The following is a 12,694-nucleotide window of genomic DNA, read 5'->3' as shown; positions in this document are numbered from 1 at the left end:
TGATCAGACTATTTGTTTTCGTCTGCTTTGGCCTTGTTCAAGAAAGCAACAACAGCTGCAACGTGGGCAACACGCTTCTTACCGTTTCTCTTGTTCTTAGGTCTTTGGTTTGGTTCACAACCAGTGTTGTAATTTTCACCTTTACGCATAGTACTATACTTCCTTTCAGATTTTCGAAAATCTTATTTAGTTTACCACGTTAAGGCTAATGAAGCAAGGTCTGATACTACCAGCAACTGATTATAACCTAATAAAAAACAACCTACTTCTTAGCAGATTGCTTCCTAAAATAGCTTTAATTAATGATTAGCAAGTTTTGCCTTCTTGCATATCTTTTTTTGTAACTTTTGCTGGTTCATAGACATTAATCGTAACCGCGCCATCAATCACACCACTATCATCAGCTAAACTCATTATTGCATTCTTTTCTGCAACAACTAAATTTTCATCCAAATATTGCATTTCAGCTGGACTAGTGAATAGATCTATGTCGGCATTGTTCTTAATTGTAATTGTGAACTTCGGGTCTACTTGATCCAAAATTACAAATTGAAAGTTGGCACCAATAGTACAAGTACCACCAATCTTTGAATATTGATTAGAGCCATCATTTAATGCTAGCAAGACGACTTGACCATGTTTAATGTGACTCTTAATCTTATTTGCAGCTTCGGGTTTAATATTCATTTTTACATTTTTGGTATTACTCATTGTAAATCCCCCTTGTTCTTACTACTTACTAAAGTATAGTATATTAATGATGAAGAAAGCAAAAGTTCTGTTTATCACTGATGCTTTCTTCATGTTCCAAAATTTTTCGTTGCACACAACGAAAAAAAAGCTCAAAATAGAGGTATAGCTATAGATGATTGTAACTTGCGAAAGGGGACATTTTATGACCGTCTTCAAGAAAATTTTCAATGACAGAATCTTACAGATTACTGCTGTAGTAACAATTATAAGCCTTTTTTTTGCTAGGCCGCGGCTTGGAGATATTAATTTACATACCATATTTTCAGTCGCCGCGATGCTAATTATTATTCAAATCTACGCTTATTTACACGTCCTCGACGTTTTGGCGTACAAATTAACCAGTATCGCTGACAATACACGCAAGCTGAACATTTTGTTTACACTACTAGCGATAATTGCTGGGATGTTTCTCGGCAACGATATAACAGCGCTTACATTAATTCCACTTTATTTGAATATTGCTAAAAAATACGACCTACCACAAATTTTACCCGTTACCCTAATCGGCATGGGAGCAAATATTGGTGCTGCTTTTACACCTTGGGGTAACCCACACAATATTTTTTTAGTTAGTAAATACTCTGTCAGCGCTTTGCAATTCTTCTCATGGTCGCTGCCTTATCTACTTAGCTCACTAGTCATTACTTTCGTTATCTTTCACTTTATTCCACGCAAGCAAATTCCGGTACAAGAAAGTAAACAAATTACAATTAGTGTCAGACCAACAATTATTACAACCGTTGTCTTCGGCTTCTTCTTTTTGGGTGTCTTCAAAGTAGTTAATATTGTATGGCCGATGCTTGCTGCAATTATTCTAGCTTTGTTAATTAATCCGCGAATTTTACTTAAAATTGATTTCGCTCTGTTATTAACTTTTACCTGCTTTTTTATTTTTATCAGCGATATCCAACAAATTCCGATTGTAGTTGCCATTATTCATACAATGATCAATTCGGAAAGTTCAACGTATTTTACTTCCATTTTATCAAGTCAGATCATTAGCAACGTACCCGCAACTATCTTAGTTGGTAAGTTCACACCTTACGCTGAAGCATTGTTCTTAGGCTCTAATATTGGCGGTTTTGGTTCACCAATTGGCTCTATGGCTAACATGCTGGTACTCAAGACTTTTACTCAAAACGCAACTGTTTCAAGAAATGAATTTTTCAAGAAATGGTCCATGATGCAGTTTATCGGTTTATTCATCTTAACAATTACCGGCTGGCTGTTACTACTAATTTAAAAAGGGCAATTAAACTATTATAGATGCGCAAGTGCATCTTTTTTTAATACCCAAAAAGACAATAATCAGTTATAATTAAGCAATATCTATCAGGAGGTTTAACCTATGTCAACATTAACTTGGATAATTTTAATTATCATTATTTTATTAATTGGAATTTATATTACTATCTATAATGGACTGCAAAAAGCCAAGGTCTACACGGACGAATCCTGGAGCCAAATTGACGTGCAATTAAAGCGGCGCAACGATCTAATTCCCAATTTAGTTGAAACCACTAAGGGCTATGCAAAACACGAAAAAGAAACTTTAGAACACGTTGTTGAACTACGTAATCAGTTAACTAACATTCCAACAGGGGAACGAACAGAAACTCTTAAAGTATCTAATCAAATTTCGGATGCCTTAAAGTCAATCTTTGCTTTGCAGGAAAACTATCCTGATTTAAAAGCTAACCAGAACTTTATGAAACTGCAAGAAGAATTAACCAACACCGAAAACAAGATTGCATATTCACGGCAGCTTTATAATTCATCTGCAGCCTTATATGATCAAAAGCTATTAACCTTTCCATCAAATTTAGTTGCTAGTATCCATGGCTTCAAGAAAGTTGATTACTTGGAAGCTAGTGCAGCTGAAAAAGAAGTGCCTAAGGTTAAGTTTTAAACAATAGGTCGTTAAATGATGTTATTTCAACAAATTACCCGCAACAAACGCAAAACTTACATAATTATGATCTTATTTGCGGTAATTTTAGCACTTGCTGGTGCAGGGTTAGGTTATCTTTTTGGTAACAGTCCTTGGGGTGGTATGATAATCGCCCTCATTATTAGCGCTATTTATCTCTTCATTGTAATGCGCGATCCGGCCAACATGGTAATGAGCTTGAACCACGCTCGCGAAGTTAATGAACAAGAAGAGCCAGAACTTTGGCACATTGTTCAAGATATGGCACTTGTCGGTCGCGTCCCAATGCCGCGTGTTTATATTATTGACGATGCCAGTCCTAATGCCTTCGCAACTGGTCGTGATCCTGAACATAGCGCCGTTGCTGTTACCCAAGGTTTACTCAAAATGATGAACCGCGAAGAACTTGAGGGCGTTTTGGGTCACGAAATTTCCCATATCCGCAATTACGATATTCGTTTATCAACTGTTGCTGCAGTCCTTGTTGGTGTTATTTCTTACTTATCGGGAATTGCTAGCCATTATATTTGGTGGTTCGATGATGACCGCGGTCATGATAACGATGATAATAATAATCTTGTGCTGATTTTTAAAATCATCGCGATTATCTTTGTCCTTATTTTAGGACCATTGTGTGCTGGTTTGGCGCAGATGGCTTTATCACGTAATCGTGAATATCTAGCCGATGCTTCATCAGTTGACCTCACACGCAACCCACAGGGCCTGATTTCAGCTTTAAAAAAGATCGCTGGCAGTAAGCCAATGAAAAAGGCAGATCCTAGCAGTGCCGGAATGTATATCGCAGATCCGTTACATAAAAAACACGGATTTTCTCATCTTTTTGACAGTCATCCCCCAACAGAAGACCGCATTAAGCGTTTAGAAAAAATGTAATGTATCTAAAAAACAGATCAAGAATTCTTTGTTAGAAAACTTGATCTGTTTTTTTGGTTAGTCAAAGTTACTTAAAAGTCACTTTACATACACACTAAGTATTAATAATTGTAATCAAAAAGAACGTCACTTTACTGACGTTCTTTTCAATAGTTTAAATATTAATCATTACAAATTAATTAATTTAAACCTAATTCTTTATTAACTACTGGAGCTGCTACAGATGAAGCAATACCACCAGCACCTAAAATAATCACACGTCTAACTTCATCAAGTACACGTTGAGCCAGATTTAATCCTGAGTGTGCAGTTACTAACAATAGATCACCAACTAATGGGATAATACCAACGCCAGGAATCGCACCTAGAACACCAAGACCTACTTCACCAGCAATAACAGCAACTTCAGTGATTGCATGAGCTATAAACGTAACAACTTGAGTTAACGCATCAATTCCAACAGAAAGCAAAGTTGCAGCTGAGCTAGCAAGACTATCAATTAACTGCTTATTTGCTTCATTAACTTTAGCCTCTGCTGGATCAGGATCTGATGGATCTGTTTCTGATGGTCCTGTCCCTGATGTAGCATCAGTTTGTGATGGATCTGTATTAATTTGGGCTGTAGGGTCAGACAAGTTAGCATCTGTTGCTGCTTGCGCATTTTCCTTATCAGATTCGCAAACTAATGCATTAATACCATTAATTATAGGCCCAAGAATTGAAGCAATTACAGTTGGCGCTAAAACAATTGCCCGCCGTGCTGTACTCCATGCATATTGGAATCCATGCCACAACGTGTTAGCACCAACAACAACTGCATCAGCAATTAAAGGTGCAATTCCCACAACAGGAATCATCCCAGCGATACCTAAAATCATCGTAGCTAGGTAACCTAGCACGTTAATTGGTTCAGCAAGCAAACTTTCACCAGCATCAGCAATACCGTTAATTTCATTGGCAATAATTAACAAATTGGCAATTGCAGTATTCAGATCAGACATAGTCGGCTTAGTTTTATCACCATCAATGGCAGTAGAATTATCTCCTGGCTTAGTTGCATCTGCAGGTTCATCAGAATCTGCTGGTGTAGTTTGACCTGCTTCGTTATTACCAGCAGCATCTGGGTTGTCGGTAGCATTATCAACAGGTGCTTCTGGCTGAGTCGTTTGACCATCATCACCAGTCACCGGTTGTGAAGTCGAATCACCATTACCAGCAGTCACTGGTTGTGAAGCTGAATCACCGTCACCAGCAGCTACTTGATTGCTATCGCTACCCGTATTTGCTACAGGTGCAGTTGCATCAGTATGATCTGTTGTTGCTGCATTAGCGGCTTCTGGTTTCTGACTTACTGAATCATTGTCCTTATTTGTTGCAGGACTTTGATTAGTAGTATCAGAAGCAGTTTTCTCATTCGAGACAACTGCTGTAGTTTGTGCGGCAGAATCATTCGATTCAGCTGCATATACTTTCGTATTTCCATTAGTTACAAAGAGCAGCGACGCACTAAAAAGCGACGCAGCAATAGCTAATGGAATAGCATTATGACGCATTATATCCCTCCTATAAATTTAATCAATTACTATCTTTAAACAACTACATTATGAATAATACAACACCTGTTATTTTTAGTCAAACAGTGAATTAATTATGTCCCAATTAAGAAGTAAAAAATATTAAATTTTTAGCCTTTTTTTCAGCCAAATTTCGTAAATTAAAAAGCAAGGATCATTTTCCTTGCTCAATTACTTCAAATTAATGTTAGCCTGGCGAAATAATTCTGCTCGCATTTGTACTGGTGTTTCATGATAATATTCGCTAAATTTTTTATAAAAAAATGACTTGCCATTATAACCTACACGCGCAATAATCTCCTTAACAGAAATATCTGGCCGCGCCAACAAGTTACGGGCTTCCTGCATGCGCCGTTCATCTACATGTTCGACAAAACTCTTGCCAGTTTTTTGTTTTACTAAACTAGAAAAATAATTAGGATTAAAACCAAAATGCTTTGCCGCTGCAGCCAAAGTAATATTGCTAAAATTAGCATCAATATAACTTTCTAACGTAGCATCAGCAAATTGCTGTGTAGGCTCTGATGCAGCCGCAAAATTCCGATTACGAATTGCAGAAACAAGTAACAGCTGCAGCTGCGCCATAATCACACTTTGACTAAATAAATTATGCTTTAAATATTCATCAATTATTCGTTCAATTATTTGTGCCGGTTGTGCAAGCGGCGTACTTTTCAGATATAAAAGCCGGTTAACCTTTAGGTTATTACGTAATTGTTCTACAATCTGCTTTTCACGTGGTTCATTCGCCGCCAGTTTTATTAATGACTTCTGCACATCAGCCTTAAATTCCAACTTGACCAAAATATCCCGTTTAGCTTGTTTACCAATTTCGTAATCACACTTTGGCATCAATAAAATCAAGTTACCTGTTTCCAATGCAAAAGTTTGCCCATTGACCTGCAAGTTAGTTTGACCACCTGCCGCATAAAGCAGCATAGCGGTAGCTGTCTGATAACGATGTAAGCCTGTATTATGATTTTCAAGATATGTTGTAAATAAATTAAAGTTGCTGCCGGCTTGCAGACACAATTCGTTTGTATCTTCATTGGTTGCACTCAAAATGCTCGCTAAATATTGCTCTAATTTAACCGCTGCCATCATTTCACCTTCTTGTTAATATTTTAATAATTTTATTATATAACAAAAATACATTTTAATGATAATTATTTTTTGTGGCTAATTTAGACAAGTAGACAAAAAAAGTACTTTCATGTACAATCAAATTAATAAGATTGGGGTGCCGCAAGGCTGAGAAGATACCCATTGAACCTGCTATGGATAATGCCAGCGAAGGGAAAATGAATGATTTTTTACGTCGTCAGAGCAGTAGCCCTGACGATTTTTTTAATTTAGGACAGAACATTGACGATTACAAGTAACGATTTAACTTTTTCATACGACCAAAACACTAAAATTCTCGATCACGTTAACTTGAAAATTCCCGCAAGAAAATTTTCTCTCTTAATTGGTCCTACCGGTTGTGGTAAATCAACTTTGCTCAAGATTTTAGCCGGATTATATCCAAAATATGCCGGTAAAGTCACCGGCACCATCAACCTCGGTGGCTTAAAAACCGCAATGATGTTTCAGAATGCGGGTGAACAATTTACAATGGCAACACCGCGTGAAGAAATTATTTTTGCACTAGAAAATTTACAAATTGACCGCTCTCATTATGAAGAACGCTTAACAGCTGGGATTAACTTTGCTCAAATTACTAACTTACTTGACCAAAAGATTAACACCATGTCTGGCGGTGAACAGCAACGTGTAGCTCTAGCTGTCCTAGTTGCCATGGACGTTGATTTACTATTGCTTGATGAACCCTTTGCCAGCTGTGATCCGAAAGCTCGCAGCTTTTTAATTACGAAGCTCGCCCATTTACGTGACCAAGGCAAGACAATTTTATTAAGCGACCATATCTTAAGCGGCTACCGCAATATCTGTGATCATCTGTTTCAATTTAAAAAGCAACAAGTATTTGAAGTATCTCCTACTTACAAGCAACAGCTCCTAGATGTTGAACAACAGCAGTCTAGTTATTCGTTTACCTTACCGGCACCAAGTGAAAATATCTGTTTTAATTTAACTCAAACAGAGTTAATTCACAGACGATGCTTATTGCAACAAGACAACTTAAAAATTATTGCTGGTAAAACCACACTAATTACAGGCGCAAATGGTGTTGGCAAGACTTCGCTTTTCAATGCCCTCACTAAAATGATGCCTTACAACGGCAGTTTAACTTACCACGGTAATGAATTACGTCACCTGAAGACAAGAAAATATCTCCTACATGTTGCACAAATTTTTCAAAATGCACGCGATCAATTTTTAAGCGTTACGGTTAACGACGAATTGGCATTAAGCAAAAAGCAACGCACTAATCACTACTTTACTGACGCTAAAATTGCACAAGCCTTAGATTACCTTGAATTAGACAATCACCTTGACCAAGTAGTTTATTCGTTATCAGGCGGACAACAAAAGAAATTACAAATTCTTTTAATGTTAATTGCAGACCAAGACGTGCTGCTAATTGATGAACCACTAAATGGCCTCGATCACTTATCTAGCCAAAAAGTGATGCATCTACTAAAAGAAAGCCAAAAAAATCGTGGTCAGACCTTATTAATCATCAGCCACGAACTAACTGGTCTTGCCGATTGGTGCGATTACCATCTGGTCTTTGCCAACCAGCAGCTAACTTATACAACTAAGTGAGGTGTTGTTATGAATCCTAGTTTTAAATTTATTTTAGCCCTAATTATTTCACTTGAAATTTCATTCAGAATTAGTTTAACCACTAATTTTCTTATTATTGCTTTAGCACTCATCTATCTCTTAATAAAGCACATTAAACTAGCCAATCTTTTTGCTCTCCTGTTCATACCACTTATTGCAGCAGTTACAATTTTTGCGACACTTTACTGGTTTACACAAACACCGAACCTCAGAAATGCTTGGGGGTTATCCAGCCGGATTTACGTCTATGTTTTAACCATCAGCTGCGTGACTATCGATACCAGTGCCGAAGAATTAGCCCGTTCATTTGAGCAAAACTTCCACTTACCAAGTAAATTCGCTTATGGCGTCTTAGCAGCCCTTAATATTGTCCCTCACATGAAACAAGCCGTGAAGCAAATTCGTACAGCTGGAATGATGCGCGGTACCTACCTTAGCTTTTGGTCCCCAGTTTTATACTTCAAGGCTATCCTTGTTGCCCTTAATTCTGCTGATAATTTAGCCCAAGGCATGGAATCGCATGGCTATCAAGAAGATACCCCACGGTCAACAATTGCGGTTGTACCGATTAAAACTAGCGATTGGCTCGAAAGTATAATATTAATAATTTTGCTTAATCTTGCTTTATTCACATTAAAATAAGTAAGAAGGTATAGTTTAGATGAAACATCAGCTAAAAAATTGGGATGTATTGGAAAAAAACAACCACTAGCTGTCAAAAAGCAGAAAAGAATTTACCTAATAGCAAATACTGACAGCCCAAGAAAAGTATTAAGTTGGTATTTAAGCCTGCGCAAACATTTACTGCTAAAATAACCGCTAATTTAAAATACAAGTAAAAAAGTGCAATCAAAACTGATTGCACTTTTTTATTATTAACGTTTTTTTCCTAAAAATTAATTCTACTTGTGATACGGACTGCCACTATTAATCATAAAGCCACGATAAATTTGCTCAATCAGCACTACTCGCATTAATTGATGAGGCAGCGTCAATTTACCAAAACTGAGTAGATCATCAGCACGTTTATTAACCGCGGAGCTAGTTCCAAGACTGCCGCCAATGACAAACGTAATGTCCGAATGACCATAAGTTGCTAAATCATGCAGCTCACGTGCAAATTCTTCACTGCTGCGCTCTTTGCCCTTAATTGCAGTCACATAAACATATTCTTTGTCTTTAATTTTACTTAAAATCCGGTTACCTTCAATTTCTTTAACTTTTTCCTGTTCCGCCGCACTAAGTTTTTCCGGTGCTTTCTCATCAGGCACTTGAACCAACTGTACTTTAGCAAAGCGACTCAATCGCTTTTGATATTCCGTTATTGCATCCTTAAAATATTTTTCTTTTAATTTTCCCACACAAACAATTTTAATATTCATACTTTCTATTTTATCCCCTAAATCCCAATGTTTCCACTAAGCTTTTCCACACTTGTGTAAAAGCTTAAACTACATTTTGTGGTTATTAATAATTACTAGCCGCTAAATTGTGGTCACAAATTTTTTTGAACTTTTTTATCCAAAATTACCCACACACATACTTTTCACATGTAGATTCACAAACTTTTTGCCTTAGAATACTGTTATTACGTCAAGAACAACTGTTTGAACAAATATTTTTTCACTAATATTTACACACAATTAACAGATTATCCACAGGCATGAAAAAGCTTTTTCAGCTATTTTATGCACAATTCACAGAGTTTTCCACAATTGTTAACAACTTGGATGATTAAAAATTATTCTTGACAACCTCTATTTCCGAATGAAAAAATGTTTCTCATTAAAATTATTAGCAAAAGGGCTATACTCAGCAAAAAAACCGCCTTGTATAGCCCTTTTTATATTTAATTAATGAATATTAACGACTTTAATCAGCTTGTAATTTAACGCGCAAATTAACGGTTTTTCCACTGCGATTAATCGTTAAATTGACGGTATCACCGACTTTATGATTATACAAAATACTGTGTAACGAAGCAACATCAGAAACAGACTTGTTGTCAACTTTAATAATTACATCGCCCACTTTAATTCCAGCAGCTGCCGCTGAACCTTTTTTAGTAACTGAAGCAATATAAATTCCATTCTTCAAGTCTGACTTAATATTTAAGTGCTTGCGATAACTGGCAGGAATCCCTTGCAGAGCAATTACCTTAACCCCTAATTGCGGACGGGTAATTTTACCATTTTTAACTAATTGATTGACAATCGTTACCACCTCATTAGATGGAATAGCAAATCCCATCCCTTCAACTGAGGTACCATCACCTGATTGAGCTAATTTCATCGAATTGATCCCAATTACTTGACCAGCCGAATTGACCAAAGCACCACCAGAATTACCCGGATTAATTGCCGCATCAGTCTGAATTACCGTTTGCTGGTTAGCTGACGAAGTTGTAATACTCCGTGCTGGCGCTGAAATAATCCCTTGTGTAACCGTAGAAGCATACTCACTACCTAAAGGTGAACCAACCGCAATCACTGTTTGACCCGCTTGTAAGCTCTTAGAATCACCAAATTCGGCCGTTTGTGTAACATAACCGCCATCAATTGCTAAAACAGCCAAGTCAGTTGTCGCATCAGTACCAACTATTCGGGCATTAACGGTTTTACCATTTGATAACATCACTTGAACTTTGTCACTGCCTGAAACAACGTGATTGTTAGTAACAATATAGCCCTTGCCATTGGACTTCATATAGATAACGCCCGAGCCTTCACTGTAAGTTTGCAATTTACCCTTACTATTATCATTATTATCGTTATCACCAAAAATATCAAAAAGTGAGTTACTATTATTATTCGACTGACGTTTCATATTAATAACAGACACTACCGCACCCTTAACATCGTTGTATGCAGGTGTCATCGTACCACTATTTTTAGCGCTATTTTTGGATGTTTTCGCACTACTAGAACTGATACTTGTCTGTGCTGCACCATTATTTGAGTTCGCATTGTTAATTTGATCAAGCGCAACATAAGAAGCGCCGCCACCGATAAGTCCGGCAACAACACCCACTACGGCCGTTTTTAAAAAAAGATTATTCTTTTTGCGACCTGAACTTTGTTCTTCCATCATCATATCTCCTTTTGCATATCAAACCTAATATACTAATAATTTTTGAAAAAAGTATGAACAAAATAATTAAATTTGTACTAAATCGGTGGGTTGCTCCGGATTAGTCAGCTTAATCTGAACATCACTGGGTAAATTAGCATCCCCATTAACCAAAACCTGCTTAGCTGCTTCATAAGCAAGCTGAGCAGTATTATTATGCTGACTGCGATGCGCCAGATAAATCTGCTTGGTTTTAGAAGAAACCACATCTAGCAGCGCTTGTCCCGCCTCATCGTTAGATAAGTGCCCCTCATCAGACAAAATTCGCTGCTTAAGTTGCCACGAATATGGCCCATTACGCAACATCATATCATCATAATTAAATTCCATTAGATAGGCATCAGCATCTTCGATTACCCGCTCAACTTTTTGTGATACATAACCCGTATCCGTCAAAAAAGCCATCCTTTTTCCACCACTAGTAAAAACATAATACTGCGGTTCCGCCGCATCGTGACTAGTAGCAAAAGCAGTCACATCAAGATCACCAAAAGTCTGCGTTTGTCCCGGCTCAATTGTATTTATTTGTTCAACTGGCAATTTACCGATTTTATTAGTTGCAATTAAGTACCGCCAAGTGCCGCTATTACTGAAGGCCGCAATTTGTGGATACCGCCGCATAAGAACTCCCAGTCCCTTACTATGATCAGAATGGTCATGACTTAAAAATACCATATCAATCATTGCAATATCTACACCTACTTGTGCCAGCAGCTCCTTGATCTTTTTTCCAGATAAACCAGCATCCATTAAAATCTTATGTTGTGGGGTCTCGATGAGACTGGTATTACCCGTTGAGCCACTAGCTAATATAGAAACTCGCACCTACTTTTTCCTTTCTAATTTTTCTGAACATTATACGAATTACCTGCCTGCAAAATTTGAGCAGTAAAGGCATTAACCCGCTTTACAGTAATATTCTTCGTTGTTTTATTTTCTACCCAAATCAACCAGGTTGGTAATAGTATTGTGCTGCCACGCACCTCTGTCAATTTAGAATACCCCAATTTAATTTGCATTACACGAGAATTATTAGTAATTTCACGATCAGTGTACATTGCTTTAATCGCATGCCATGCACTAATAACTAATTGCGGCTCACGCACTGCACTAACTGGTCCCATATAAGAGAGTGTATAGTTCGTAATTTCTTGATTGTGAACATTAATTATCAGTTGGGCATTACTATCATATATTTGACCATAATCTGTCCCCTGCACAAAATAATACGTATCAGAACTCGACATGCTTGGTTCATACTTAAATTTAGCCCCAAAAGGAACATTTTCTGAATCATTCTTGAAATTCTCAATCTGCTTAAAAACTTGCTTATGATTGCCACTTAATATTATTTGTTCTTTAGGTGTGCCGGTTAATGTATTGTCACTTTTAGAAAAGTGAGTACTAACTTTAGTCAAACTATTCATTTTTTTAGTAAGATAATCATGCTTTTTGGCTGCCAAATAATATCCTGACTGCTGTTTATGCGAAATATGCGGTGGGACATCAATACCATCAGCTCGCATTTCAGAGCGAATACTAGTCATCGGCGTGCCGTCTGTATTACTTAGGCTAATCGGCGATCGCCAGATTTCAATCATCAGATACAGGTCAATTAATAAAAAGATAACCAAAAATAGCCATTCAATTCTTTTACGATCCAACT

General features: G+C 37.2%; 13 protein-coding genes and 1 riboswitch. Of the genes, 5 read left to right on the top strand and 8 right to left on the bottom strand.

Annotated features, from left to right (window positions below; translation table 11 throughout):
• Nucleotides 1–8 precede the first annotated feature (8 nt).
• Nucleotides 9–149, bottom strand: a complete 141-nt coding sequence (locus tag OZY43_RS00570) for a hypothetical protein (protein ID WP_109917899.1) — start codon at nt 147–149, stop codon at nt 9–11.
• A gap of 157 nt (nt 150–306) precedes the next feature.
• Nucleotides 307–711: an iron-sulfur cluster biosynthesis family protein gene (locus OZY43_RS00565; protein ID WP_277164963.1), complete on the bottom strand. Its 405-nt coding sequence runs from the start codon at nt 709–711 to the stop codon at nt 307–309.
• A gap of 184 nt (nt 712–895) precedes the next feature.
• On the opposite strand from OZY43_RS00565, the gene OZY43_RS00560 reads away from it, so the two are divergent.
• The 3 genes from OZY43_RS00560 (at nt 896) to htpX (ending at nt 3,577) form a co-directional block, all read left to right on the top strand.
• Complete coding sequence (locus OZY43_RS00560) at nt 896–1,996, top strand: SLC13 family permease (protein ID WP_277164961.1); 1,101 nt, start codon at nt 896–898, stop codon at nt 1,994–1,996.
• 105 nt (nt 1,997–2,101) lie between these two features.
• Nucleotides 2,102–2,662, top strand: coding sequence for a LemA family protein (locus OZY43_RS00555; protein ID WP_277164959.1), 561 nt, complete (start codon nt 2,102–2,104; stop codon nt 2,660–2,662).
• 18 nt (nt 2,663–2,680) lie between these two features.
• Entirely contained in the window at nt 2,681–3,577 is an 897-nt protein-coding gene (gene htpX / locus OZY43_RS00550) for a zinc metalloprotease HtpX (protein WP_277166290.1), read from the top strand.
• 179 nt (nt 3,578–3,756) lie between these two features.
• On the opposite strand, the gene OZY43_RS00545 is transcribed toward htpX, so the two are convergent.
• Complete coding sequence (locus OZY43_RS00545) at nt 3,757–5,130, bottom strand: hypothetical protein (protein WP_277164957.1); 1,374 nt, start codon at nt 5,128–5,130, stop codon at nt 3,757–3,759.
• 192 nt (nt 5,131–5,322) lie between these two features.
• Nucleotides 5,323–6,255, bottom strand: coding sequence for a helix-turn-helix transcriptional regulator (locus tag OZY43_RS00540; protein WP_277164955.1), 933 nt, complete (start codon nt 6,253–6,255; stop codon nt 5,323–5,325).
• 122 nt (nt 6,256–6,377) lie between these two features.
• A riboswitch (TPP riboswitch) is annotated at nt 6,378–6,467 on the top strand.
• A gap of 49 nt (nt 6,468–6,516) precedes the next feature.
• On the opposite strand from OZY43_RS00540, the gene OZY43_RS00535 reads away from it, so the two are divergent.
• A complete protein-coding gene (locus tag OZY43_RS00535; protein ID WP_277164953.1) occupies nt 6,517–7,878 on the top strand; it encodes an ABC transporter ATP-binding protein in 1,362 nt (453 codons plus the stop codon).
• A gap of 9 nt (nt 7,879–7,887) precedes the next feature.
• A complete protein-coding gene (locus tag OZY43_RS00530; protein ID WP_277164951.1) occupies nt 7,888–8,541 on the top strand; it encodes an energy-coupling factor transporter transmembrane component T in 654 nt (217 codons plus the stop codon).
• 260 nt (nt 8,542–8,801) lie between these two features.
• On the opposite strand, the gene rlmH is transcribed toward OZY43_RS00530, so the two are convergent.
• From rlmH to OZY43_RS00510, 4 genes are all read right to left on the bottom strand, one after another.
• Nucleotides 8,802–9,281: a 23S rRNA (pseudouridine(1915)-N(3))-methyltransferase RlmH gene (gene rlmH, locus OZY43_RS00525; protein WP_277164949.1), complete on the bottom strand. Its 480-nt coding sequence runs from the start codon at nt 9,279–9,281 to the stop codon at nt 8,802–8,804.
• 490 nt (nt 9,282–9,771) lie between these two features.
• Nucleotides 9,772–10,989, bottom strand: a complete 1,218-nt coding sequence (locus OZY43_RS00520) for a trypsin-like peptidase domain-containing protein (RefSeq protein ID WP_277166287.1) — start codon at nt 10,987–10,989, stop codon at nt 9,772–9,774.
• A gap of 66 nt (nt 10,990–11,055) precedes the next feature.
• The gene (locus OZY43_RS00515) at nt 11,056–11,853 is read right to left on the bottom strand and encodes an MBL fold metallo-hydrolase (protein WP_277164947.1); all 798 of its coding nucleotides are present in this window, start codon (nt 11,851–11,853) and stop codon (nt 11,056–11,058) included.
• Nucleotides 11,854–11,867: 14 nt separating this feature from the next.
• Entirely contained in the window at nt 11,868–12,692 is an 825-nt protein-coding gene (locus OZY43_RS00510; RefSeq protein ID WP_277164945.1) for a two-component system regulatory protein YycI, read from the bottom strand.
• Nucleotides 12,693–12,694 lie beyond the last annotated feature (2 nt).

The organism is Lactobacillus sp. ESL0785 (assembly GCF_029395455.1).
Lineage (GTDB): Bacteria > Bacillota > Bacilli > Lactobacillales > Lactobacillaceae > Lactobacillus.
Note: the sequence above shows the minus strand (reverse complement) of the source record. Positions and strands in the feature narration are given on the sequence as shown.